At 68.4% G+C, this 23,617-nt stretch carries 21 protein-coding genes; 7 read left to right on the forward strand and 14 right to left on the reverse strand.

The features are described 5' to 3' along the window. Window positions 1-193 precede the first annotated feature (193 nt). From TCUR_RS07000 to TCUR_RS28305, 3 genes are all read right to left on the reverse strand, one after another. Complete coding sequence (locus tag TCUR_RS07000) at window positions 194-1,228, reverse strand: WD40 repeat domain-containing protein (protein WP_012851787.1); 1,035 nt, start codon at window positions 1,226-1,228, stop codon at window positions 194-196. 345 nt (window positions 1,229-1,573) lie between these two features. Further along, complete coding sequence (locus TCUR_RS07005) at window positions 1,574-2,608, reverse strand: WD40 repeat domain-containing protein (protein ID WP_012851788.1); 1,035 nt, start codon at window positions 2,606-2,608, stop codon at window positions 1,574-1,576. Between the two features lie 345 nt (window positions 2,609-2,953). Next, a complete protein-coding gene (locus tag TCUR_RS28305; protein WP_281055149.1) occupies window positions 2,954-3,112 on the reverse strand; it encodes a WD40 repeat domain-containing protein in 159 nt (52 codons plus the stop codon). A gap of 23 nt (window positions 3,113-3,135) precedes the next feature. Here TCUR_RS28305 and TCUR_RS07010 point away from each other — a divergent pair, with 23 nt between their 5' ends. The 4 genes from TCUR_RS07010 to TCUR_RS07025 all read left to right on the forward strand — a co-directional run bounded on the left by TCUR_RS07010 (window position 3,136) and on the right by TCUR_RS07025 (window position 7,251). After that, window positions 3,136-3,600, forward strand: a complete 465-nt coding sequence (locus tag TCUR_RS07010) for a transposase (RefSeq protein WP_041439381.1) — start codon at window positions 3,136-3,138, stop codon at window positions 3,598-3,600. A 371-nt stretch (window positions 3,601-3,971) separates the two neighbouring features. Then, window positions 3,972-4,229: a hypothetical protein gene (locus tag TCUR_RS07015; RefSeq protein WP_012851790.1), complete on the forward strand. Its 258-nt coding sequence runs from the start codon at window positions 3,972-3,974 to the stop codon at window positions 4,227-4,229. An 827-nt stretch (window positions 4,230-5,056) separates the two neighbouring features. Continuing rightward, complete coding sequence (locus TCUR_RS07020) at window positions 5,057-5,545, forward strand: hypothetical protein (protein ID WP_012851791.1); 489 nt, start codon at window positions 5,057-5,059, stop codon at window positions 5,543-5,545. 479 nt (window positions 5,546-6,024) lie between these two features. After that, window positions 6,025-7,251 (forward strand): HEAT repeat domain-containing protein, encoded by a 1,227-nt coding sequence (locus TCUR_RS07025; protein ID WP_148232949.1) that lies wholly within the window; start codon window positions 6,025-6,027, stop codon window positions 7,249-7,251. Between the two features lie 12 nt (window positions 7,252-7,263). Here TCUR_RS07025 and TCUR_RS07030 read toward each other — a convergent pair whose 3' ends face one another. Further along, window positions 7,264-7,887, reverse strand: coding sequence for a LysE family translocator (locus TCUR_RS07030; protein WP_012851793.1), 624 nt, complete (start codon window positions 7,885-7,887; stop codon window positions 7,264-7,266). A 604-nt stretch (window positions 7,888-8,491) separates the two neighbouring features. Between TCUR_RS07030 and TCUR_RS07035 the strand changes: the two genes are divergently transcribed. Beyond that, on the forward strand, window positions 8,492-9,118 hold the full coding sequence (locus TCUR_RS07035; protein WP_012851794.1) for a restriction endonuclease: 627 nt from the start codon (window positions 8,492-8,494) through the stop codon (window positions 9,116-9,118). Between the two features lie 162 nt (window positions 9,119-9,280). Here the strand turns inward: TCUR_RS07035 and TCUR_RS07040 are convergent, their stop codons facing one another. From TCUR_RS07040 to TCUR_RS07075, 8 genes are all read right to left on the reverse strand, one after another. Further along, on the reverse strand, window positions 9,281-10,507 hold the full coding sequence (locus tag TCUR_RS07040) for a cytochrome P450 family protein (protein ID WP_012851795.1): 1,227 nt from the start codon (window positions 10,505-10,507) through the stop codon (window positions 9,281-9,283). Then, window positions 10,504-11,778 carry a cytochrome P450 gene (locus tag TCUR_RS07045; protein ID WP_012851796.1) on the reverse strand — a complete coding sequence of 425 codons (1,275 nt, stop codon included), beginning with the start codon at window positions 11,776-11,778 and terminating at the stop codon, window positions 10,504-10,506. The genes TCUR_RS07040 and TCUR_RS07045 overlap by 4 nt, the downstream gene beginning before the upstream one ends. Then, window positions 11,775-12,416: a GTP-binding protein gene (locus tag TCUR_RS07050; protein ID WP_012851797.1), complete on the reverse strand. Its 642-nt coding sequence runs from the start codon at window positions 12,414-12,416 to the stop codon at window positions 11,775-11,777. The genes TCUR_RS07045 and TCUR_RS07050 overlap by 4 nt, the downstream gene beginning before the upstream one ends. Continuing rightward, a complete protein-coding gene (locus tag TCUR_RS07055; protein ID WP_012851798.1) occupies window positions 12,397-12,783 on the reverse strand; it encodes a DUF742 domain-containing protein in 387 nt (128 codons plus the stop codon). The genes TCUR_RS07050 and TCUR_RS07055 overlap by 20 nt, the downstream gene beginning before the upstream one ends. Then, complete coding sequence (locus TCUR_RS07060; protein WP_012851799.1) at window positions 12,780-13,235, reverse strand: roadblock/LC7 domain-containing protein; 456 nt, start codon at window positions 13,233-13,235, stop codon at window positions 12,780-12,782. The genes TCUR_RS07055 and TCUR_RS07060 overlap by 4 nt, the downstream gene beginning before the upstream one ends. Then, the gene (locus tag TCUR_RS07065; protein ID WP_012851800.1) at window positions 13,232-14,689 is read right to left on the reverse strand and encodes an ATP-binding protein; all 1,458 of its coding nucleotides are present in this window, start codon (window positions 14,687-14,689) and stop codon (window positions 13,232-13,234) included. Before TCUR_RS07065 ends, TCUR_RS07060 begins: the two co-directional genes overlap by 4 nt. 2,423 nt (window positions 14,690-17,112) lie before the next feature. Beyond that, entirely contained in the window at window positions 17,113-17,946 is an 834-nt protein-coding gene (locus TCUR_RS07070) for a response regulator transcription factor (protein WP_012851801.1), read from the reverse strand. Between the two features lie 113 nt (window positions 17,947-18,059). Next, window positions 18,060-19,439 (reverse strand): ATP-binding protein, encoded by a 1,380-nt coding sequence (locus TCUR_RS07075; RefSeq protein ID WP_012851802.1) that lies wholly within the window; start codon window positions 19,437-19,439, stop codon window positions 18,060-18,062. Between the two features lie 271 nt (window positions 19,440-19,710). On the opposite strand from TCUR_RS07075, the gene TCUR_RS07080 reads away from it, so the two are divergent. Both TCUR_RS07080 and TCUR_RS07085 read left to right on the forward strand, forming a co-directional pair. Further along, on the forward strand, window positions 19,711-21,057 hold the full coding sequence (locus tag TCUR_RS07080) for a S1 domain-containing protein (protein ID WP_148232950.1): 1,347 nt from the start codon (window positions 19,711-19,713) through the stop codon (window positions 21,055-21,057). Continuing rightward, complete coding sequence (locus TCUR_RS07085; RefSeq protein ID WP_012851804.1) at window positions 21,054-21,623, forward strand: RipA family octameric membrane protein; 570 nt, start codon at window positions 21,054-21,056, stop codon at window positions 21,621-21,623. The genes TCUR_RS07080 and TCUR_RS07085 overlap by 4 nt, the downstream gene beginning before the upstream one ends. A gap of 80 nt (window positions 21,624-21,703) precedes the next feature. Here the strand turns inward: TCUR_RS07085 and TCUR_RS07090 are convergent, their stop codons facing one another. Further along, the gene (locus TCUR_RS07090; RefSeq protein ID WP_041439383.1) at window positions 21,704-21,961 is read right to left on the reverse strand and encodes a hypothetical protein; all 258 of its coding nucleotides are present in this window, start codon (window positions 21,959-21,961) and stop codon (window positions 21,704-21,706) included. 621 nt (window positions 21,962-22,582) lie between these two features. Further along, window positions 22,583-23,155: an SMI1/KNR4 family protein gene (locus tag TCUR_RS07095; protein WP_012851806.1), complete on the reverse strand. Its 573-nt coding sequence runs from the start codon at window positions 23,153-23,155 to the stop codon at window positions 22,583-22,585. Window positions 23,156-23,617 lie beyond the last annotated feature (462 nt).

Here is a 23,617-nt window from a genome sequence, read left to right on the forward strand (position 1 = left end):
CACCGAGATGGTTAATGGCCTGAGAGAGGAAAAAATCCTAGTAGGAACGTGGGTGGGATAGCAGTAGGACGACATACAGGACTGATGCCGTCTTTACCTGGTGTGAGGGTATCAGTTGTGGCCTGCTGGGTGCACTGCCCCTTAGTAAGAAGTGGGGCGATGTGGAAGTGTGCTCCTTAGCAGCGAGAGAATCTTAGTCTCCTACCTGCCATATCTTCGCGGTGCTGTCGTCGCTTGCGGTGGCGAGGGTGGTGCCGTCCGGGCTGAATGCCACAGATCCGACTGTGTGCTCATGTTCGGTGAGTGTGGTGATGAGGTGGCCGGTCTTGGCATCCCACAGCTTCACGGTCGCGTCGAAGCTTGTGGTGGCAAGGACGGTGCCGTCCGGGCTGAATGCCACGGATCCGATTATGTGTCTGTGTCCGGTGAGTGTGGTGATGAGGTGGCCGGTTTTGACATCCCACAGCTTCACAGTCTTATCCTCGCTTGCGGTGGCGAGGGTGGTGCCGTCTGGGCTGAAGGCCAAGGCGCCAAAGCTAAAATCTTCGTCCCCGGTGAGTGTGGTGATGAGGCGGCCGCTCTCGACCTGCCACAGCTTGACGGTCTCGTCGTGACTTGATGTGGCGAGAAGGGAGCCGTCCGGGCTGAAGGCCACCTCTACGACGAGGTCCTCGTGCCCGTCGAGTGTGGTGATGAGCTGGCCGGTCTTGGCTTCCCACAGCTCTACGACGCCGTCGGCGGTCGCCGTGGCGAGGATGGTGCCGTCCGGGCTGAAGACCACCCAGAAGACCGCCCAGTCATGTTCGCGGAGTGTGGTGATGAGGTGGCCGGTTTTGGCCTGCCACAGCTTCGCAGTGCCGTCGCCCCCGGCAGAGGCGAGAACGGCACCATCCGGGCTGAAGGCCACCGAGCGAACCCACCCCTGGTGCTCGGTGAGTGTGGTGATGAGGTGGCCGGTTTTGACATCCCATAGCTTCACAGTCTCGTCGCGGCTTGCGGTGGCGAGGGTGGTGCCATCTGGGCTGAAGGCCACCGAGAAGACACAGCCCCTGTGTCCGGTGAGTGTGGTGATGAGCTGGCCGGTCTCGACCTGCCACAACTTCACAGTCTCGTCCTCGCCCGCGGTGGCGAGAATGGTGCCGTCTGGGCTGAAGGCTATCGGGCCGACCCAGCCTCTGTGCCCGGTGAGGGTGGCGTGGAGACGGAGCTTGCCGTAGTCGATACCCATCCGATTCCCCAATGCATCGGATCAGACGATGGTAGTGAGTTGCCCCGGCGAAAGGGGAACGCATTTCTATCATGGCGCCTTCGGGCGGCAGGGTGACACCGCCGAGCCGAACCAGGAAGCGTCTTCCCTAGCCTATGAGGCCTTCGGTGACTGTTGCGCTCACCGCCGGCCTTGGGGCCCGCCCCATGCATTGACCGGGATTCACTTCCTGGCATGAAGGTAGAGACAGGACCAGCACCCTCCTTACCAGGCGTAAGGATATCGGCCAGGATTCGCCGGGGTCGTCTCCTCCTTTGATGAGAAGCAGGGTGGCCTGAAGGAGAGCTGCTTTCCACTGGGAGAACCTCAGTCTCCTACCCGCCATATCTTCGCGGTGCCGTCGTCGCTTGCGGTGGCGAGGGTGGTGCCGTCCGGGCTGAAGGCCACGGATCCGACTGTGTGCTTGTGTTCGGTGAGTGTGGTGATGAGCCGGCCGGTCTCGACCTGCCACAGCTTCACGGTCGCATCGTCGCTTGTGGTGGCGAGGGTGGTGCCGTCCGGGCTGAATGCCACGGATCCGATTATGTGTCTGTGTCCGGTGAGTGTGGTGATGAGGTGGCCGGTTTTGACATCCCACAGCTTCACGGTCTTGTCGTGATTTGCGGTGGCGAGGGTGGTGCCGTCTGGGCTGAAGGCCAAGGCGCCAAAGCTAAAATCTTCGTCCCCGGTGAGTGTGGTGATGAGGTGGCCGGTTTTGACCTGCCACAGCTTGACGGTCTTGTCGTGACTTGATGTGGCGAGAAGGGAGCCGTCCGGGCTGAAGGCCACATCCGTGACGAGGTCTTCGTGCCCGTCGAGTGTGGTGATGAGCTGGCCGGTCTTGGCCTGCCACAGCTCCAGGACGCCGTCGGCGGTCGCTGTGGCGAGGGTGGTGCCGTCCGGGCTGAAGACCACCCAGAAGACCGCCCAGCCATGTTCGCGGAGTGTGGTGATGAGCCGGCCGGTTTTGGCCTGCCACAGCTTCGCAGTGCCGCCACCCCCGGCAGAGGCGAGAACGGCACCATCCGGGCTGAAGGCCACCGAGCGAACCCACCCCTGGTGCTCGGTGAGTGTGGTGATGAGTTGGCCGGTTTTGACATCCCACAGCTTCACAGTCTCGTCGCGGCTGGCGGTGGCGAGGGTGGTGCCGTCTGGGCTGAAGGCCACCGAGAAGACGTAGTCTCTGTGTCCGGTGAGTGTGGTGATGAGCCGGCCGGTCTCAACCTGCCACAACTTCACAGTGCCGTCCTCGCCCGCGGTGGCGAGAATGGTGCCGTCCGGGCTGAAGACCACCGAGTCGATCCAGCCCCCGTGCCCGGTGAGGGTGGCGTGGAGACGGAGCTTGCCGTAGTCGATACCCATCCGATTCCCCAATGCATCGGATCAGACGATGGTAGTGAGTTGCCCCGGCGAAAGGGGAACGCGTTCCTATCATGGCGCCTTCGGGCGGCAGGGTGACACCGCCGAGCCGAACCAGGAAGCGTCTTCCCTAGCCTATGAGGCCTTCGGTGACTGTTGCGCTCACCGCCGGCCTTGGGGCCCGCCCCATGCATTGACCGGGATTCACTTCCTGGCATGAAGGTAGAGACAGGACCAGCACCCTCCTTACCAGGCGTAAGGATATCGGCCAGGATTCGCCGGGGTCGTCTCCTCCTTTGATGAGAAGCAGGGTGGCCTGAAGGAGAGCTGCTTTCCACTGGGAGAACCTCAGTCTCCTACCCGCCATATCTTCGCGGTGCCGTCGTCGCTTGCGGTGGCGAGGGTGGTGCCGTCCGGGCTGAATGCCACAGATCCGACTGTGTGCTCATGTTCGGTGAGTGTGGTGATGAGGTGGCCGGTCTCGAACTGCCCACGACGGAGAATCACAAGACCCGTATTTATCGAAAGACATGCACGCCATGACCTACCGGGTTCCTTTCGAGACGATTCTGCAAGGGCTGCGCGAGCGCCTGGATGAGGAAGACCTCGCCGAGGTGTGTGACCTGCTCATCTGGCGGACCCCGGACAACGGGGCGGAGCTGCTCGACGTCTGCGAAAAGTGGCTGCGGAATGGGACGGCCGAGGAGGTGTCGGCCGCCCTTGCCGTCAACGGAGGGATCCACTTCCAGACAAGGGACGAGCGGGAGCGAGAAATGCGAGCAGTTGCCGAGCGTTTTCCGCAGTTCCGGGAACGTGTTGAGCGAATCCTCCGTGACTGGGACGAGAAGCAGAAGCCACGTGCGGTACGCGAGGTCCTCCAGGACGGTTCCCCGCCATCGCGCGTGGCCTACAGATACCGCATTACCGAGGAAAGGCTTCGTGCCTGGATCGACGAATATCTTCGGGAGAATCCCGCATCGGACGCACCGTCATGAGCTGCTTTCGGGTAGGTCCTGGATGATGACGTGTTCAGAAAGCAGGAAGGGGCGCTTGCGCTCGAGAGAGTTGGGCCTGCTGAAAGAGACTGAGCAGGTCGCGTGGGTTATTGGCGATGCAGAGGAGCGGGCGGGTGCGTTAGAGAGCGTCGTTAAGGGCATGGCGCTTCATGAAGTCGCCGCGGCTGAGCGCATTGCTCGGAGTGTTCCTGAGAAGGGTCGAGCAGGGGCGTTGCTGAGGGGCATCGAGGGCGCAGTTGGACATGACCTGGATGGGGCTGAACGGTTCGCCCGAGCCATGCCTGTGGGCAAACAACAGGTGCTGGCCTTATGGTGGGTCGGTCGCTCATGAGCTCGGTACCGGAGAGCCTGTGCGGGCGTTGCGTCTGTTGGAGGAGGCCCGGCACGTTGCCCGTTCTCTGCGTGATGACAGGGAACGGAAGGATGCGCTGTATGAGATCGCCAGGGTGCTGGTGCGGTATACCCCCGATGACGTCGTCGAGCTCGCCAAGAGCATCACCCGTCCCGGCAACCGGAGCTTGGCGCTGCGGGACGTCGCCGAGGCGGTGACGGAGCAGATCCGGCAGCGGCCGAACGTATCGTGCACGACCTCACCGAAGGGGCCATGAAGAGAACCGGCGACTGATGTTGCAACGGGTCGCCGAAACGATGGCTGACCTGCATGATGTGTCCGAGGGAGCGCATCTTGCGAACGCCATCGAGGATGAAGAGAAAAGGCCGCGGGGCCGGCGTAGGTCGTCAGGCTGGCCGCTTCTTGGGATCCGGACGCATCGCATGCACCATTCCCGTCCAGAAGGAACAGGCCTACGCGCTGTGGTTTGTGTTGGATGTTCCGACCAAGCGGGATGCCTCTGAGGCCGGGCCTGTCGCCAGAGCGTCCCGGATGACGATCCGGAACAAAGGCTGTGGCGGGTCGCTCTCGTCCTGGCCCGACATGACCAGGCGAAGGCCGGACGGCGGGCCCGTATGTTGTGCGATGGCATCCATCGGTCCTCGGCGTTTCGCGCCATCGCCGAGACGGTGCTCGAACGCGACCAGGCGCTGGACTGTCCGTCTGCTGGCCGAGGCCGAACGGATCGCCTGCGGCATCACCGAGCACCTTGAGGTGATGGTCTGGGCCTGGCGGACATCGCCGAAGTACTGCTCCAAGGGACGGACGCCTGACGGCCGGCCCAGCCTTTGTGCCCGGTGAGGGTGGTACGGAGACGGAGCTTGCTGTAGTCGATGCCCATCTGATCCTCCAGTGCACCGGATCAAACGATGACGGTGAGGATTCTTCAGCGAAAGGAGGGCGCGTCCCATCATGGCGCCCGCTGCCCGGAAGGCTGGTGCAGCCGGCCCGAGTCCTGGAGGGCATCTGCCCGCACCGGTGGAAGCGCCTTCGGATCCGCTTGCCGACCGGTAGGGTCTGTTGCTTGTCGAAAGTGCGTACACCATGGCCTACCAAGTTCCTTTTGAGACGGTTCTGCGGGGTCTGCGTGAGCGTCTGGATGAGGAGGACCTCGCCGAAGTGTGCGATCTGCTCATGTGGAGAACCCCGGACAACGGGGCGGAGCTGCGCGACGTCTGCAAGAACTGGCTGCGGCACGGAACGGCCGAGGAGGTGTCGGCCGCCCTCACCATCAATGGCGGGACTTACTTCCGGACGAGGGACGAGTGGGAGGCCGAGCTGCGCGCGGTCGTCGATCGTTTCCCACAGTTCCGGGAACGTGTGGAGCGGATCCTCCGTGATTGGGACGACAGGCACAAGACTCGGGCGGCGCGCGAGGCCCTTCAGGGCGGCGCCTCACTGTCGTTCGTGGCCGATGCTTATGGCATCACCGAAGAAAGACTCCCGCCTGGATCGACGAATACCTTCGCGAGAACCCCGCTCCGGACTCTCAGTCATGAGCCGCTTCCCAAGCCGCGCCTGAGCAGGACTTGAAGCTTGGCCTGCGGGGTCAGGATGGAAGGCCCGCATCGTCCCAGGGGAGCGGCGGTATTGCGGTGACCTGGTCACTTCATCGAGAATTTCGGTGGAGTTCATCTTGCGCCGGTGCCGATGGGGCAGTTCCGAAGGATCAGCATGCCCTCCACGGCTCCATGCCCTGGTTCCCGTCCCAGGCACTTGAGACCGCGCTTTGAAAGATGCTCTCGCATCGGGCCGGAAGCCACCACCCGGCGCCAGGGGCGCGGAGAGCGACAGGCTCTTCTGCGGCTTTCAATGCCCGAGACGGGGGGTACGAAGTCTCGGCTGGTGTCGGGGCCGTTGGCGTCCGGAGAACTTTCGCGCAGGTCGTGGAGCGGGCTGGAGCGTGGGCGTGGCCTCTCGGTTCCGGGACGTTCCCGCTGAGGCCGAGTGCTCGAGGCCGGTTCCTCCCTTCGGCGCGAGAAATGCCGGTGGCGGTTGCCATACTGCGCGCCATGGATGATCGTGATGCGCTGGCCGGGCTGGATGAGGTCCCTTGGGGGGAGCTGGAGCACGCCTACGGTTCCGCGGAGGATGTGCCGGGACAGTTGCGGGCGTTGCGGTCCCCGGCGTCCGGCGAGCGGGGGCAGGCCCTCAACGAGCTGTACGGCAACATCTTCCACCAGGGCAGCCGGTATGAGGCCAGCGCGTATGCCGTCCCGTTCCTGGCGCGGCTGGCCTGTGAGCCGGGCACGCCGCAGCGGGACGAGATCGTGCTGCTGCTGTGCGGGCTGGCGATCGGATACGACGACACCCTGCTGCCGGAGGGTTTGAACGTCGCCGCGTGGCGGGCCGAGGTCGAGAAGGCCTGCGCCACCAGCCCGGCTGAGGCGCTGCGGGAGCTGGACCGGTGGGTGGAGGCCGCCGAGGACCGGGGCGAGCGCGGGGTCCGGGAGTTTCAGCGGTCCATATACGACCACGAGCAGACGATCCGCTGTATGCGGGCAGAACTGGCCGCCTATGACGCGGTGCGGGCCGAGCTGCCCCGGCTGCGCCCCCTGCTGACCGCGGACGATCCCCGCCTGCGGGCCGCCACCGCGTACTTGCTGGGCTGGTTCCCGGAGGAGGCCGCCGCGTCGCTGGCGGCGCTGGAGGAGATGGCGGCCTCCGAGACCGTGCCCGCCGTCTTGGCCAACGCGTTCGTCTCGGCGGGGCTGCTGTCGGGCACGTCCTTGATCCCGCGGCTGCGGGAGGGCTTGGACCACCCTGATCCGCTGTCGCGCTGGGGCGCCGCGGTGGCCCTGGCCCGCCTGGGGCAGGACGACCCGCGAGTGGTCGCCGTGCTCACCGCCGCGCTCGTGGACCTGCCGCCCAACGCGCCTAAGGAGGTGCATTTCCTGGACGGCGACACCCGTTCTCATGCCGCTTTGACCTTGGCCCGGCTGTCCGGCCGGCTGTCCCCGCAGGCCGTGGACGCCGTGCTGGACTCCATGGAGCGGTCCTCCCTGCCGCTGACCAACGAGATGATTCAAGCGACGTGCCGCCTGGTCTTCCCCGATGGCCCGCTCCGCCCGCTGCCTCCATTCCCGGAGCTGACCGGGCAGCAGCAGCGCCTAGTGCGGTTCCTGGCCGATCGGGACCCGGAGAGCTGGCGCTGGTACTCGTTCGTCCAGATCCTGCGCGCCTGGAACCTGCCCGACGGTCGCACCGGATGCCGCGCCTACGCGGGCCTGCCGTCGTGATTTCCGCCGGGCTCACCGGCCGGGCCAGGGGAGGAACTCGGCCAGCAGGCCCGCGGCGGCGCCCAGGAGCAACACCCCTGAAAACCCCAGTAGGCGCCGGTACCACCGGCGGTTCAGCCGTTGCCGTACCGAGCCCAGTAGCAGCGCCAGCACGACCTTGCTGCCCACCAGCATGAGGTAGAAGCCGACCAGGAAGACCGCTCCGGTTGCCGGCTCGCGCTGCCAGGCGGTGGTCAGGATCGGGCCGCCGATGCTCATCCAAAACAGCCATGGGTGCGGGCTGAGCAGGTTGACGATCACCCCGTGCCACAACGCTGCCGAGGGCGGCGGCTCGTCTTTTCCGGACGGTTGGGGAAGGTCGGTGCTGCGGGCCTCCTGCAAAGTGGAGGCCCCCAGTTTCAACACGAACAACCCGCCGGCCACGCCCGCCGCCGACAGTACCCACCCGGGCGCCAAGCTGAGCACCGTCACCGCCAGCACGATCACCGGCAGGTCGGTGACCAGCGGTGAGGCCGCCACCCGCACTCCACCGGCCGGGCCGCTGCGCACTGTCGTGGAGATCACCAGCGCCAGCAGCGGCCCCGGGCTCACCCCTGCGCTCAGCCCGAGCGTCAGCCCCAAGACCAATTCCCGCACTGCAATCCGTCCTTGCCCGTGTTTCGGCCTCGCCCCGTATCCGCTGTCGATGGGGCATGGGGCCTTGCCGGGCTGCTGTGATCGTATGAGACCTCGGATGTGTCCTTCGGCGAGGGAAAGCGGTGGGTCTAACGCGCCGATGAGGGGCATGGTGGACGCGCATCTTGACACGTCCGCGACGGCCATGCCCTTGCACCGGCGGAGCAGCCGGGGCGGCCTTGGAGCCACCGCCCCTCGAACGGGCATTCGCTGGACCGGCGCCGTGGGGTCGTTCGTCGTCTGGGCACCTGGCACCAGGGCGAGAAGCGGCCGTCAAACGACACTGAAGTAAGTAATTAGTGGCTCGGTGGAAAGCTCACTCGACGGGGCCGTCGTGCCGCTCGAAAAATCGGCTTTCGCGACCCGCGTGAGCGGCCATTTCAGCAGGTCCAACGGGGTGAGGAACGGATGAATCGGCAGGCGTCCACCTGTTGATCCAGCGCCTTTCCTCAGGAGGCCGGACAGGATTTCCGGGAATGGCGAGTGACCGGGGCGATGGGATCGCAGGATTGTCGGGGGTGCATGTCAGTCTTCGGGTTGTGCCCTGAGCTTCCTGGAGAATCCCATGGACATCTCATCGCTGGACGATGCCGTGTTCCGCAGGCTGCGTCCGGCTGTGGTCGCCGTTCTCTCGTTGGCCGCCGGGGTGGTCGTCCCGATCCTGCTCTTTTCAGTCGTCCGGCTCGTGATCGACCACTGGCGGTTGCTGCTCTCCCTCCTGGCGGTGGGAGCGCTCGCAGCCGCCGCGGCAGGCGGGGTCGTGATCCGCCGGCGCCAGATCGAACGAGAACGGCAATGGCGTCTCCGGGAGATCGCACATCTGGATCGGGTCGATGTGATGACCGGCGATGAGTTCGAAGAATTGACCGCCGAACTGCTGCGCCGGGACGGTTTCCGCGGCGTCCAGGTCGTCGGCCGGGCCGGGGACCGCGGCGTGGACGTCCTGGCCACCAGCCCGGGCGGACGCCGGATCGCCGTCCAGTGCAAACGGCAAAAAGGCAAGGTCACCGCCGACCGGGTGCGCAACCTGGTCGGCGCACTCAACGTCACCTACCCCGGCCGCCTCGGCGTGCTCGTCACCAACAACACCTTCACGGCCCAGGCCGCCGAGGAGGCCGCCGCCGGCGGGCTGCTCCTGGTCGACCGCGACCTACTGGCCCGCTGGATGGACGGTGATCCCCTCCCAGTGTGAACGGGACGCACCTGATCCTCGTCCGTCCTGCGCACTTGCCGGACAGGACCCGCACCGGTGGAACCCAGCCGCGGAACCCGCGACGCCTCCCGCCGCAGCGGAGGTGCGGCCGGTCGTCCTGCGCGCGCCGGGCACGCGCAGGACGACCGGAAGAAGGCCGCATCAGCGTTCCAGGCGCACCGGCAGCACCCGGGCGCTGTTGGTGAACAGCGACGGCACCGGCTCCACCTTCCGGTCCTCGGCCAGGTGCAGTTCGGGGTAGCGGGTGAACAGGGCCTGCAGGGCCATGGGCGCCTCGACCGTGGCCAGCGGGGCACCCAGGCAGTAGTGGGGGCCGCCGCCGAAGGACAGGTGCGGGCTGCGGTCGGCGGTGATGTCGAAGCGGTCGGCGGTGGGGCCGTACTCGGCCGGGTCGCGTCCGGCGGCGGTGTAGGAGGCCAGCAGCGCGTCCCCGGTGGGGATGGTGACGTCGCCGATGGTCAGCGGGCGGGTCGGGTAGCCGCAGGACAGGTTGGTGATGGGCGGGTCCCACCGCAGGGTCTCGTTGACCACCGCCGACCAGGTGTCCGCGTCGCCCCGCACCGCGATCTCCTTTTGGTCGGGGTGGGTGAGCAGGGCGTGGACGGCGTTGGCGAGCAGGCCCAGCGTGGTCTCGTGCCCGGCGGTGCACAGCAGCCACAGCGTGTCGGTGAGCTCCTCGTGGCTGAGGGCGTCGGGGGTGTTGCGGCGGGCCTCCAGCAGCGCCGTGGTCAGGTCCTCGGCCGGCTCCTTGGTGCGCAGCTCCAGCAGCTCGGCCAGCATCTGGTGCCGCCGCTGCTGGGTGCGGACGGCCTCCTCGGGCGTGGTGTCGGTGCGGAACAGGCTGTCGACCAGCTCCCGCAGCTCGGGCCGCCAATCCGCGGGCACCCCCAGCAACTCGCAGACCACCTGCATGGGGATCGGGTAGGCGAAATGCTGCCGCAGATCCACCACCCCGTCGGCGTCGGCGCGCTCGGGCAGCGCCGCGAGCACCTCCTCGATGATCTCCTGAATGCGCGGCCGCAACGCCTCCACCCGGCCACGGGTGAACACCCCGCTGATCAGCCCGCGCAGCCGCCGGTGCTCGGCGCCGTCGGCGGTGAACATGTTGTCCACGGCGAACATGCCCAGCAGCGGCCAGTCCGCGGGAATCCGGCCCTTTTGGTGGGCGGCCCAGTTCCGCCAGTTCTTGCTGACCGCCGGGTCGCGGAACACGCCGTGCAGCGCCTCATAGCGGGTGATCACCCAGGCGGTCACCTCGTCGGGCAGACCGGGCAGCCCCACGGGGACGGCGGCACCGGCCTCGCGGAGCCGCGCGGCCTCACCATGGTGGTCACTGCCGAAGGGGTCCAGGCGGAACTGAACGCTCATCGAATTCCTCCAACGGTTTTAGGAGCGGACGAGGCTGTCGGGAAGCGCACGTGCAGGCAGGCGGGCAGGCGGGTCCACGGCGAGGGCACCAGCGGGATCGGCGCGTCCGGATCGGCCAGGGTCACGCCGGGCAGCTCATGCAGCGCGGTCTCCACGGCGATCCGGGCGATCGTGCGCGCCGCGCCCTTGGCCGGGCAGGTGTGCGGCCCGGCGCTCCACCCCAGGTGCGCCCGGTTGTCGATCTCCTGCCACCAGTTGGCCCGATCGGCCGGGTGGATGCGCGGGTCGGAGCCGGCCGCGGCCAGGCCGAGGATCAGCGCGTCCCCCCGGGTGATCTGCCGCCCGCCGATCCGGCAGTCCATGACCGGGAACCGGGCGGGCATGTGGGTCATCGGCGGGTCCCGCCACAGCACCTCGTCCAGCGCCTCGTTCACCCCGAGGGTGCCGCCGCGGATCCGGCCGGAAAAACGCGGATCGCTGAGCATCAGCAGCAGGGCCCGGGCGATCCAGATGGTGGTGGTCTCATAGCCGGCCGAGATCATCAGCAGCATCTCCTGCATGACCTCGGTGTCGTCGCGCAGGTTCGGGTGCCGCAGGAACGCGGTGGTCATGTCGGCGGCGGGCGCTTTTTTGCGGGCGGCGATGACGTCGGTGAGGATCCGCTGCACGTCCAGGTAGCCGTCCTGGGAGTCGGCACCGGACCCGAACAAGGCCAGCAGCCCCTCATGGAGCCGGCGGCTGTGCTCCATGTCGATGCCGAACATGGTGTTGGCCACGGTGACCATCGGGATGTGCGCGGCGTACTCGGCGACCAGGTCCGCATGCCCGCGTCCGACGAAGTCGCCGGTCAGCTCGGTGCAGATGGCGCGGATCCGCCGGGCCATCGCGTGCTGGTCCAGCTCCAGCAGGCCCTGGTCGAGGGGGGCGCGCAGCCGCTGGTGGGTCTCCCCGTCGGCGAAGTAGGCGTTGGGACGGGGGAACATCATCGGCGCCAGCCCGGAGTCCGGGTCGACCCGGCCTTCGACGTAGTCGCGCCAGTGCAGCTCGGGGTTGCGGGCAAAGCGCCGCTCGTCCTGGACGACGTCCAGGATCTCCCGGTACCCCAGCAGCAGCCAGCCGTTGATCGGGTGGCGGCGGCCCTGCTCCAGCAGCACCGGGACGACATAGCCCCACTGCTCCCGCAGCCGCGCATAAGTGCCGTGCAGGTCGGGGCTGGCGGCGATCTCGGTCAGCGGGGTCAGCCCCGTCATGTCCGCCAGGCGCTCGGTCATGAGGCCCTGCCTTCCAGGCTGCGGGCCAGCGCGTGCTCCACCAGCGTGATCAGCGCGTCGCGGGCCGACTCGCGGCGGGTGGCCACGCACGAGGTGATGGGGGTCTGCGGCAGCAGGTCCAGCTTGCGGTGCACGATCTCCAGCGGGTGGTGCGGCGAGTCGGGGAAGACGTTGACCGCCACGGCGATCGGCAGGTCGGGCACCCGGGTCTCCAGCTGGTCCAGCACTTCGAAGCTGTCCTCCAGGCGGCGGGTGTCCACCAGCACCAGCGCCCCCGCGGCCCCGGAGGCCAGGCCGTGTCCCTCCCAGACGTTCCAGAAACGCTGCTGGCCCGGCGTGCCGAACAGGTACAGCACGATCGGGGCGGAGTCCTGCGGCAGCAGTGTGATGCGGCCGAAGTCCATGGCCACCGTGGTGGTGCGCTTGTCCTCCAGGCCGTCCAGGCGGTCGGTGCCGATGCTGAGGGTGGTCATCGGGGCCTCGGTGCACAGCGGCCGGATCTCGCTCACCGAGGAGATGAACGTCGTCTTGCCCACCCCGAACGCGCCGGCGATCAGCAGCTTCGCCGACTGGGTGACCGCGGCGTCGACGTAGACCGGCCGGCGGGGGGAGGGGGCGTCAGAGGCGGCGGAGACCATCGAGAAGCGCTCGCAGAAGTGTGGGGTCCGATGCTGCGGACGGCGGGTTGGAACGGATCGTCAGATGCCCGGCGTCGACCAGGTCGCTGGCCACCACCGCGGCCACGCTGATCGGCAGGCCCAGCGCCTCGGCGGCCTCGCTGAGCGACAGCAGCCCGCGGCAGACCTCCAGGAAGCGGCGCTGCTCCAAGGTGGCCGACGGCGGCAGCCGCCGGTCGGGGTCGGTGGCGATCAGCAACGTCTCGGGACGGAAGGTGTTGCGGGTGGGCTGCGACCGCCCCCGGGTGATCACATAGGGGCGCACCGGGCGGCGGCGGGCCTCCTCGGCCGGGTCGCCCGTCCCGAGCGGGCCGTGACGGTCGGTCATGACCCCGGCACGCGGGCCGCGGCGTTCATCCCACGGCCGATCTTGTCGACCTGCTTTTGCATCTGCCGGGCGACCAGGGCCGGGTCGATGCTGCGTTCGGCCAGCACCGCCAGCGCGGTGTTGCGGGCGGCGCCCCGCACGAACAGGATCCCGCCGTCGTATTTGATGATGACCTCCTGGGGCAGGCCCATCGGCGGGGCGTCGGCGGGGGAGGAGGCGTCGATGGAGTCGGCCAGCCCCTGGCCCAGCGTCGCCAGCCCCGCGCAGGCCGCCGACAGGCGCTCGGCGTCCTCCCGGGGTGTGGAGGCCGGGTGCGCCAGCGGCAGCCCGTCGCGCGAGCACACCACGGCGTGCCGGATGCCCGGCAGCGCCAGCTCCTCCAGCATCCAGCCGTTGTCCGCGGGGTCGTCGCTGACGAGGACTCCCGGCCGCCGGCTGCTGTGTTCGCTCATCGTCGCTCCTCGGTGTCGGATGTGTCGGCGGGGTCCGGCCGGTCACTGCCGTCGGCGGCTCCGAAGTAGGCCTTGGCCCATGCGGCGGCCTCCTCGGGGGTCTCCCGGGACACGCCGTCGGCTGGGTCGGGCGCGGCGGCGGGCCGGGCGGGGGCCTGGCCGCGCCGCGAGCGCCGCTGCGGCAGTTCCTCGGGCTTGGCCGGAGGGGGAACGGCGGACTGCTGTGCCGCCTGGGGCGGGGCGGCGGCCTCCGCCACCGGGACGGGGGGTTCCAGGGCGGGATCGGCGATGGGATCGACGATCACGGTCAGCTCGGCGGGCACCCACACCACCGCCTGGATCCCGCGGTACATCGACTCGCGCAGCTCCACCCCGAAGCCGTAGCGGCGGGCGTACTCGCCCACCACGGCCAGGCCCAGCTGCGGCGTCGGCCCCAGGTCGGCCAGGCCGACCGGGGTGCGCCCGGAGGCGATCTCGCGCTGCCGGGCCAGCGTCTGCGGGTCCATCCCCAGCCCGCAGTCGTCGATCTCGATCACCGCGCCGTCGCGCAGCGGCCGCACCCGCACCTCCACCGGGTCGACCGGGGTGGAGCTTTGGGTGGCGTTGGCCAGCAGCTCGGCCACCAGGTGGATCAGCGGCTCGGCGGCCACCGCGGCCACCCCGAGCGTGCCGTCGCCGGCGACCTGCACCCGGTCGAACGCCACGATGCGGCCCTGGGCGGCCCGCACCACCTCCACCAGCGGCAGGTCCGGCCACTGCTGCCCGGGGTGCTGCCCGGCCAGCACCACCAGGCTCTGGGCGCGGCGCTGCAGCTGCGCGGCGGCGTGGTCGACGCGGTTGCCGACCTCCAGCACGTCCGGGTCGGCCGAGTGCCGCTGCAGCATGGCGGCGGCCTCCTGCTGCACCCGCAGCGCCGCGGCCATGAAGTCCTGCCCGGTGGCCACCACCGCGCCGATCACCGAGTCCACCCGGTCCCGTTCCACGCGGCACCGCTCGGCGATCTTGGCGGCCGCCTGCAGCACCTGTTCCATGTGCTCGGCCATCTGCGGCTCGAGCTCGGTGCGCGGCGGCGGCGCCGGACGTCCCTGCGCGACGGCCTCCATGCGCGGCCCGGCCAGCTCCCGCAGCGCCGCGGCCACCGCCTCCATGCGCTCCACGTGGAAGGAGCGCCACCGGGCGTCCTGCTCGCTGATCGCGGCGTCCTTGGCGGCCTGCAGGGCGGCGACGGCCCGCCGGTGGCGCCGGGTCAGCCAGCGGATCCACGCCAGGGCGGCGGCGGCGGTCACCGCGACCGCCGCCGCCGTCATCACCCGGTCCGGCTCCCGGTACAGGGCCGCCGCCAGCACCAGCAGGGCCACCGCGCCGCCGGCCGCCGCGCCTATCGGCCGAGGGGCGGGTGTGTCGGCCGCGGGCTGGGCGGCGGCCGTGGAGGAAGCCGGAGAAGAAGAAGTCATCGTCGCCTTCACGGATGGCTCTGGCACGGTCCATTACGGCGGCGTCCCGTCTGCGGGCTCGCCGCGTCGGCCACTGGGGTGCGCACGGTGCCGCGTTCCCGGTGGGGCGACGGCCGGATCGCCGTGCGCCCGGAGCCGTGCGGCGGCGCGGAACGGCCGCCGCGGGCACCTGCGGGCGGCGTCACCGGCCGCCCCGGCGGGACGGTGCTTGCGTGATGTGACGGGAGGCGGTTGCGGAAGCGTCGATCCGGATGCCGGACCGACGAGGAACGGATGATCTCGTCGTGCGTGACATCAAAGCCTTCCGCAATCGTCGTGCCGTATTTTCGGTGACCTTCGAGCCCTTGACTCGCCGCATATCTTGCACCGGTCTCGCAGAAAGCGGACAAGAGCGGTCAAAAGGTCCCCGGTGTGGCGATCCTTGCCTATTCCGAATCTTTGTCGCTGCCGTGCATTGCGGCCCCAAGAACACCGCCGATGGCCACTTGCGGCCAATCCCTGCGAAAGTGCGGTGATTTGCGCTAGAGGGCGGGCTTCGCCGTGGCCGGCGGAGTCTCTCCGCGGGGCCTGCGGGTGCGCGGCCGGTGCCGCCGGCGAGCGGTAAAAGCCCTGATCAAGGCGGCTTTGTGGAGAAGGTGAGGAGGGCCGGGGTGGGTGATGGCCGTGCCGCCGGCCGTAGCGGGCGTGAGGAGGGTCGTCCGGGGCTGTGCTGCCACATGTTCCGCTCTACGGACGTTTTGGGTCGGGAAATACGGGCGTCCGAATTGCGTTCGGGGCGGGAAGCTGCTATGGGGCTGCGTTTTGTTCGGATATGCCGGTAAAGAGAAATTTAACTTTTGATTACTTTTGCGTTGCTCGACGAGGGGGCGAGTAGGCCATCGGCTTGAGCGTGAGGAGCTCTTTCCGGCTCGGCTTGCGAATCTGGCGGGATCGGCAGAGCACCCTCCAGCCGTTTGTGGGGGAAATCACATAGGGCGACGGAGGTGAGGCGGCTCGCAGTCCTGAACCGGGGCGGCGGGCCGACGTCCATCGCGGCGGAGCGACGTTCGCCTCCAGAGCGCCGCCGACCGGAGCCGATGCAGTGAACCTTGCCGGCCTGGTCTGTTCGCAGGCAGGACGAGAGCCTTGCAATCAGGGGCGAAGCGGTGACCTGGACGGCTCTCCAGCCGCCCGGTGGGCGACGGAAGCAGGCGGCCGACGTGCTGTCAACGGTCTGACGTCCTTGTCACGCACCAGATTTCCGCATGTATGCCTGGGAGCACGCGGCTCCGGACACTGCCGGGGCTCCCGCTGCGGCCCGAGACTGCGCATTGAGCCTTTCGACGAGCCGTTCCCGCAGGTCGCATGTGGGGGGACGGCGCAGTTGGAGACGATGCCGTGACCTGCAACGCCATGACCTCGGCTGGCGTCGGGGTCCCTAGTCCTCCGGGACCACACCCTGAGGAAGGCCCGCCGGCAAGGCCGGCGCTGCTCACAGGGCTCGCATCGCAGGCGTTCGGCACCGCCACCGAGACGATGACCGGACGGTCGCCGCGACGGCCGCCATGGCCGGGTGCGGTCCAAAGGCATCGGGCACAGACGACCGGCCACGGGGCGAGCCACTGGCCTCCATCGCGTCCAGGGCGACGGGAAAGCCGCCCAGCCAGGGCTCGGCGAGCCCACGTCGGCCGATTCCCGCCCGATCGGGCTGGGACCACCGCTCTCTGCAAAGGCCGCAGACGGCGCACCGTCGGCTCCTGCGACAGGGCAGGCGGGTGAGAACTTCGACGCGCTTCACCCTGCGGTCATGGTCATGCCTTGAGGCCTGCGGCGGCCTCACCCGAGGTCGACTTGGGGGCGACCGCGCGCCGTGCGTCCGGTTTGCGGTGCGCACGGCGCGCGGTGGCGTCCTGGGGTTTCGGCTCAGAACCAGCAGGTGCCGGTTCTCCACATGTTGATCCACTCCTTGGGCTTTGAAGAGATGGACCCGGCAGCTGAGGTTGCCCCACAGGAAGTAGGGGCCATACCCGTCCCAGCCGAAGGGGAGCTCGCCGGACACATCGACCGTCGCGGTGGGGGAGGGCTGTGCGGCGGTCGTGGTCTCGGCGGAGGCCATGCTCGGTGTGAACGCACCGATGGCGATGAGCGCCGCGGCGGTTCCATACGGTGCTGGGGCCTGTCCGTAGCGCCGGGCGGGGCGGCCCTCTCTTAGCGCGTCCATGGGCCGCCGCAGTCGGTGTTCTGAGGACGAGGCCGGTGCGGACGGCGGCATGGTCGCTTCCGGCGGCGCAGGATTGGCTCCTGGGAAGCAGGCGCCGCGGAGCCGTTCGCCGGGTTCCAAGGGGATACGCGCCTGCCCTGCGGTACCGCCCTTGCGCGCCATGGCCGAGAGCACCGGTACGAACGGCGGGCCTGGTCTGCGCCGCCAGACGGCCGGTGCGGAGTCAGCGGGAGACCAGCCTCTCCAGCTCCGGGTCGCTGAAGAACGCGCGGTTGGCGTAGGCGAACCGCACGGCCAGCGCCAGGTTCGCCGACCGGCCGTTCGAACCGGGTGCCTGCGCGCCCTCCGGAGGCACCAGCGGCGGCATGCAATCGAGGATGAACTCCCGCACATTGGCCACGAACTTGTCCAACGTGCTGGGGCTCACGCCGGCCTGCCGGGCGATCTGGGTGCGGCTGTCCAACCCCAGGGCCAGGGCCTGCCAGATCCGCAACTGCGTCCGCGTCCCGCAGACCGACCGCAGCCGCAGGTGCTCCGGCCGGGTCAGGTACGGGCGCAGGTGCCCCATGGGCACGTCACGTCCCTCGAGGAGAGCGCAGATCATCTCGGCCTGGCCGTCTGCCGGTGAGGCCTTGCTGATCCACGTCTGCGGCTGCTGGAGCGGGAAGAGTTCGAAGGCCGCCCGGAGCATCAGCTCACGATTTCCTTCGACGTCCGCTGTGTACAGAGCGATTTTGGTATCCGGGGTGTGCTGGGACAGCAGCCGCAGCGCGGTCAGCCCGTGGCTTTGCGAGCCGCCGACCCGGCGCGCTCCGAAATCGAGGTCGACGAGCGCGAGATCGTATGTGGTTCCCGTTTCGCGGGCCCGTTCGACGGCGGCGGGGATGTCGTCGGGGTCGGTCACCTGGTCGGCCGTGATGGCCAGGCGCCCCGACTTCACATCGGCATGCCTGCTGAGCAGGCCCTCGATGGTGTACTGGACCGTGCCCAGGTCGTCGACGATCAGCAGGTACCGAGTGAGGGAGTTTTCCGTCGGTCGCTGGAGGGCTTCGGCCAAGGAACCGCCTCCAATCGGCGATGCGGTGTCAGAAGCGTCAGGATAATGAACAAAATATTCTGACAAATGTCGGATGTGTTGTCATCAGATTTGTGATGGCGTGCGGTCGGCGCTCACAGGGCGAGCCAGGTGGCCTGCACCCGGGTGCCGGCGGGCGTGCGGTCGATCGTGATCCCACCGCCGAGCCTTTTCAGCCTGTGGTTCAGTATGGCGAGGCTGGATTCCGGGCGATTCATGATCGAATCGCCGTCAAATCCGTCCCCTTCGTCCTCGACCGTCACTATCAGTCTGCGGCGTCGCTCCTCTTCGACGGCCCGGATGAAGATCCAGATCCGGAAGGAAGATCGCCTGAGACGATTGGCTTCGCGCACGCTATTGGCGCACAGGTCGCTGAGGACGATCTGCAGCAGGTTGAGATCGGTGGCGCGCAACGGCATCACGTCCACGCCCGTGCTCTCGACAGACAGGTCGATGGCCGCACTGTCGGCCGCATGAGCGTAGGCGGTGGATCTGACATCTTCGATGATCTCGCCGATGTCGGTGCCGTCGCCTTCCCGGAACGGATGGCGACGCAAGGACTCGACCTGATGCACCAGGCTGTGCCAGCTCGCCTGCACCCACGAGGGCCGGGACTCCAGTTCCAGATTCGGGCCGAGCACCCGCAGCTCATTTTTGATCTTGCTGTGCACAACGGTCGATACGGCCTCGGCGAGCTCCTCGCGCTGGTCGCGCAGGGCGTCCGGTAGCGCGCCCAGCAGGGCGTTGACCAGGCTCACGTCCACGTAGAGACGGAACATCAGGCCGGCGATCACGATCGCGCCGTCGGGTCCGGAGGCCGACGCGGGCGCACATGCCCGGTACACCGCGATCCCGGTCACGGCGAGGACGAGGGGAATGGCGAAGCGGAACCATGCGTAACCGGCTCGCCGGGCAAGGCCGGGCTGATACCAGGCCGGATCGATGACGTACTGGGAGAACGGGAAGTACAGCAGAAGGAACGTGAACGCGGCCGACCAGAGAACCGACGCTCCCTGCTGGGCGGGAGGAGCGGTCCAGGCGGTGCAGGCGGCCATGGCCAGCACGCTCGCCCCCTCTATCAGGCCGGGTATGTCCGCACTGACCCGCCTTTCCCTGGCCGTTCTCCGCAGATAGTCGGAGATGCGGTTCAGGACGCGCCTGCCGCTCATCCAATCCTGCACGCCTTCATGGTGGTGACTCCACGCCGCGACCGCGCCCACGGTGGCCAGCGCCCCGGTCGCGAGAGTCAGCGCGACAACGGAATGCACACCGGTCTGGAACCGTCCGGGAGGGCCGAGGAGCGCATCGGTGATCAACGCGCCCTCCCACAGTTGAACGGCGATGAGCCTGCACAGCGCCATGCGCCGGTAGAAACCGTGCAGGGCGCGCATGATCATGACCGCATGCTGGGGGGTGTGGAGTTCGGGGTGGTGACCGGGGGCCAAAGAGTCCTTGCCGAACAGCCGGTCGCGCATCGACGGCTCCGCTGCCTCGGTATGCATGGCCATGATTATCGCCGAGCGTTCCGGTGAGCGGCGGGAGAAAAGTTCGTACGTCCGGCTGCAAAACTTTGCAGCGCACCCGGCAATGTGTTTCTTGTTGTTCCGCCCACCTTTTTCTGAGTATGGAATTCAGACTCGCCTTCATGCTCCCCGAGCCGGAGTGGTGTCGGCCGCGACAACAAGATCACCCCAAGGGAGGAGAAGCGGAGTGGAACTCACCGAAATGTTGACCCGGAGCCCCTCGGTGGACGATGAACTCGTCTTCTTCGCCATGCCGTACGGAAAGCGCACGCTGCCCAACGGCGCGGAGGTGGACTTCGATGTGCTCTACCAGCAGTACTTCGCCGTGACGGTGCGGCTGATGGGGCTGCGCCCCGAGCGCGCGGACTGCATCCCGGGAACGATGGAGAGCCCGTTGTCGGCCGCCTGGAACGGCGTCGACCGGGCCGGCACGGTGGTCATCGACCTGTCCCTGCCCTCCACCTCGGTCGCCATGGAGCTGGGCTGGGCGATGTGCCTGCACAAGCGGGCGGTCGTCATCCACCACGAGGGCGCCGAACTGCCCACGAACATCGTGGGCCAGGTGCGGGCCATCAAGTACCGCTGTGACATGGGCGGGCTGCCCGAGCTGCAGGAGGCGCTGCGGCTGGCGATCGAGGACGCCCGCAAGCGGGGCATGCCCGAGATGGACCTGCGCCCCCGTACCGGCGTCCGCGACGTGGAGGCCATCGCCGAGGTGGTGCTGACGGCGACCGACCACATCTTCGTCCGGGACATCCAGAACGAGCTGCGCACCGGGGTCATGCGGCGTACCGACATGGACTACCTGGAGACCCTTCCGGACGACATGTCCAAGCGGTTCCGGATCGGCGCCAGGCTCAACGGCGTCTTCGTCACCGACGAGAACGGGACCCGTTTCTCGCAGCGGCACGGGAAGACCAACCCCTGGCCGGCCCTGGAGGCGAAGTACCGGCGCGGCACTCTGGTGCGGGCCGAGGTCGTCCAGATCAACCGGGGCGGCTACTTCGTGGCCCTGCAGGACGGCGGGAAGTCCAGGATCCCCACCCACATGGCCGAGGCGGCCGGCCTCGAACAGGGTTCTGAGGTGCTGGTGCGGGTGCTGCGGGTCGACCCGGTGCGGCAGCGCATCGACGTGGTGCTCGCCGATCACGCGCCGACGGCCGACCGGCGGCCCGGGCAGGCGCCTGTCTCCGGGACGCCCGGAGCACGCCCCGGTCCGGTCCTCCCGCGGCAGGGCGAGCGGTGCACGGGAACGGTCACCAGGCCGTTCAGGGAGCGGGGGTTCGTCTTGGTGACCCTGGACGGCTGGACCGAACTGGGGCAGCCCGCCATTTTGCACATCTTCCAGATGACCCCCCGGACGCGGGAACGGTTCAGCGCCGGAGAACTCGACAAGGGGGACCGGCTGCACGTCGAGGTGGTCTCGGCGGCGCCGTCCGCCCGTGACCCGGAGCGGGCCGAGATCCGGCTGCGGGAGGTTCCCGCCGAGGCGGAACCGGCCGCCGAGGAGGGCGCCGAGCCGGAGAGGGCCACGGGCGGCGAGCACATCTCCGAAGAGAGGACGGCATGACCGCCGTACATGACGACACCGTGGGACGGGACGCCCTCCCGGCGTCCCGTCCCCGCGGGGAAGACCTCGATACGGCCCTGTGGAACTCCGCCGTGACCGCCGACGCGTTCACCGACGAGGCCGTCTACCGCTACCACATGGCCGTGATGGAGCAGTACCGGGTGTACGTGGAGTCGGCGGATCGGGTGAGCGCCCGGAGGAACACCGCCAACGCCTTCTTCCTCTCCGGCAATACTGCCCTGCTCACCTTGCTCGGAGCCGCCACCACGGTGGAGACGCACCGGATCCCGGTGGCGGTCATCGTGTGCGTCCTGGCGGCGGCGCTCTGCCAGTGCCTGATATGGGGCATACAGGCGCGTTCGTACCGTGTGCTCAGCTCCGCCAAATGGGCGGTCGTCGCCGAGCTGGAACGTCGGCTGCCCGCCCTGGCGTACTCCTCGGCCGAATGGGTGACGGCGCTGCCGAGCCGCCGCTACAGACCGCTCACCCGGATCGAACGGTGGATCCCGGCTCTGTTCGCCGCCCTCCACCTCGGAATGGGGATCGCCGTTCTGCTGTCCGGCTGAGCGTCCCCGCGCCCGAGGATCCGGCGGCCGACCGGTTCCCGCACCGGTCGGCCGCCGGTTCGCGCGCTTGAAGAGACGGCTCAGAACCAGCAGGGGCCGGTGCCCCACATGTGGCGCCACTCCCAGGGCTTGAAGAGGTGGATCCGGCACTTGAGGGTGCCCCACAGGAAGTAGGGGCCGTACTTGTCCCAGCCGAAGGGGAGCTCGCCGGATACATCGACCGTCGCGGTGGGGGAGGGCTGCGCGGCGGTCGTGGTCTCAGCGGAGGCCATGCTCGGCGTTAGCGCACCGAGGGCGATGAGCGTTGCGGCGATGGCGATTCCTCTACGAACGCGCATGCCCTGATTCTGAACCGTCTCGCAGCGTGATTCTTGTCACAAAGTTCAACAAAATGCTTCTTGATGCGTGACCCCGCATAGGGCGCCGAGGCTTTGCCGGTCGTCTTTGCTGCAAAGTGGTCCGCTGCTCTTGCCGCGGGTCGGGCGGGACGCGGTTGCATGCGTGACCGTGCCCCGGGCCTGCGCTTTTCGCGTCCGATCATGATCGCCGGTCGGCCGTCGGTGGGAAGTGTGAGGGAACGGCGCATCGACAGGGCGGCTGGGAGTGGGCCGGACGCTTTTTCCAACATGCCGCCTCGAGGGCCGGAGGCGGCGTTCCCGGCGGTGTCGTTGCAGGTCACGACGTTTTCTCTGCTTGTGGCCTCCCCGTCTCGAGCTGCGGAGACGGCCTTTGGGGAAAGGGTCGATGAGGAGTGCCGCTGAAACGGCGGGTGGGGCCGGAAGAAAGGCCGGTGGCGCGGTGCGGAGCCGGTCGGCCGTGCCGATGTTCTGGCTGGTGTGAGGTGTGATCCGGCCTGTATGCCGGTTGCCGGGACAGGGGGCCGGCTGATCGGCGATCATGGCTTTTGCGCCGGCGAGGACGGGAGGCCGGGTGGAGCCTGGGGAAGAGATCGCGGGCCGCTATCGGCTGGAGCGTCGACTGGGCCGGGGCGGCTTCGGCGAGGTGTGGGCGGCCGTGGACCTGTTGCGGGACCGGCCGGTGGCGGCCAGGTTCTTATAGACGGCGATCTCCTTTTCTCGGGCTTCGGCTATGGACAGCAGGAACCGGCGGAAGGACGGCCACTGACGTCGCGGTTGTCCTTGCTCCTCGTAGAGCCAGACTTCCGGATCGTCGGGGGCCAGTTCGGCCTGGGGGATGTAGAGCACGATGTATCCCTGGTGCATGGCCATCACCAGGGCGTCTTCGAGGATGGCCGGGTCGGCTCCATCTTCGCGCAGCAGCTCTTGAGCGGCGTCTTTGATTTCCAGGAGGTCGTGCAGCGACCAGTCGGTTCCGGTCATCAGCGGGTAAGGGCTCTTGCCCATGACCTTCAGGAAGTCGCGGTACAGGGCGGGGAGGCGGGTGAGCCGCTGGGCCCGCATGACCTGCTCGATCTCCGCATCGGTGCACCCTGCCTGGTCGCGTCGTCTGATCAGGCGTCGTTCCAGCAGGTGGTTGCGGTATTCCGGGAGGGAGAAGCGGTTGGGGTCCATGGCGGGTGAAGTCACGGTGCACGGCGGGAAAGCCGCCGGCGGTGGGGTGGGGAGTGCGCTCCTCTGAGCGCGGGCGTGGGGGAGGCGATGCCGGCTTGAAGACCGCAGGCTCGCCGGGATGACGGCGGGTCCGGGAGTGTCAGGTTCCCAGGGTTGTGGCGCAGGACAAGCAGTGGGCCTTGGCCGCCCGGGAAGTGTCGCCTCCGGTGGCCTGCGCGGGGTGGGTGGGGCCGATGTGGTGCCACAGGCCGGGGCGGGGTTGGTGATCCAGCCCCAGCCGTTGTCGGGGCCGTGGACGTGTTCTTCGGTCATGTGGCCGCAGGCGCCGGGGATGTGGGCCACGTTCTGGCGGGAGATCAAGATGGTGCCGGGGGCGAAGCTCGACCAGCCGCCGCTCTTTTCGTAGGGACGGCGGGACGAGGAGGAGACGAGGTCGCAGGCACAGCCGAGCCCGACGATGAG

The organism is Thermomonospora curvata DSM 43183, assembly GCF_000024385.1.
GTDB lineage: Bacteria > Actinomycetota > Actinomycetes > Streptosporangiales > Streptosporangiaceae > Thermomonospora > Thermomonospora curvata.

Coding starts and splice junctions, on each gene's coding strand:
- TCUR_RS07000 (WP_012851787.1), bottom strand. CDS start 1,228: ATGGGTATCGACTACGGCAAGCTCCGTCTCCACGCCACCCTCACCGGG.
- TCUR_RS07055 (WP_012851798.1), bottom strand. CDS start 12,783: ATGACCGACCGTCACGGCCCGCTCGGGACGGGCGACCCGGCCGAGGAG.
- TCUR_RS07020 (WP_012851791.1), top strand. CDS start 5,057: ATGGCCTACCAAGTTCCTTTTGAGACGGTTCTGCGGGGTCTGCGTGAG.
- TCUR_RS07010 (WP_041439381.1), top strand. CDS start 3,136: ATGCACGCCATGACCTACCGGGTTCCTTTCGAGACGATTCTGCAAGGG.
- TCUR_RS07045 (WP_012851796.1), bottom strand. CDS start 11,778: ATGACCGAGCGCCTGGCGGACATGACGGGGCTGACCCCGCTGACCGAG.
- TCUR_RS07005 (WP_012851788.1), bottom strand. CDS start 2,608: ATGGGTATCGACTACGGCAAGCTCCGTCTCCACGCCACCCTCACCGGG.
- TCUR_RS07085 (WP_012851804.1), top strand. CDS start 21,054: ATGACCGCCGTACATGACGACACCGTGGGACGGGACGCCCTCCCGGCG.
- TCUR_RS07050 (WP_012851797.1), bottom strand. CDS start 12,416: ATGGTCTCCGCCGCCTCTGACGCCCCCTCCCCCCGCCGGCCGGTCTAC.
- TCUR_RS07095 (WP_012851806.1), bottom strand. CDS start 23,155: ATGGACCCCAACCGCTTCTCCCTCCCGGAATACCGCAACCACCTGCTG.
- TCUR_RS07090 (WP_041439383.1), bottom strand. CDS start 21,961: ATGCGCGTTCGTAGAGGAATCGCCATCGCCGCAACGCTCATCGCCCTC.
- TCUR_RS07040 (WP_012851795.1), bottom strand. CDS start 10,507: ATGAGCGTTCAGTTCCGCCTGGACCCCTTCGGCAGTGACCACCATGGT.
- TCUR_RS07025 (WP_148232949.1), top strand. CDS start 6,025: ATGGATGATCGTGATGCGCTGGCCGGGCTGGATGAGGTCCCTTGGGGG.
- TCUR_RS07075 (WP_012851802.1), bottom strand. CDS start 19,439: ATGCGCGACCGGCTGTTCGGCAAGGACTCTTTGGCCCCCGGTCACCAC.
- TCUR_RS07065 (WP_012851800.1), bottom strand. CDS start 14,689: ATGACTTCTTCTTCTCCGGCTTCCTCCACGGCCGCCGCCCAGCCCGCG.
- TCUR_RS07035 (WP_012851794.1), top strand. CDS start 8,492: ATGGACATCTCATCGCTGGACGATGCCGTGTTCCGCAGGCTGCGTCCG.
- TCUR_RS07060 (WP_012851799.1), bottom strand. CDS start 13,235: ATGAGCGAACACAGCAGCCGGCGGCCGGGAGTCCTCGTCAGCGACGAC.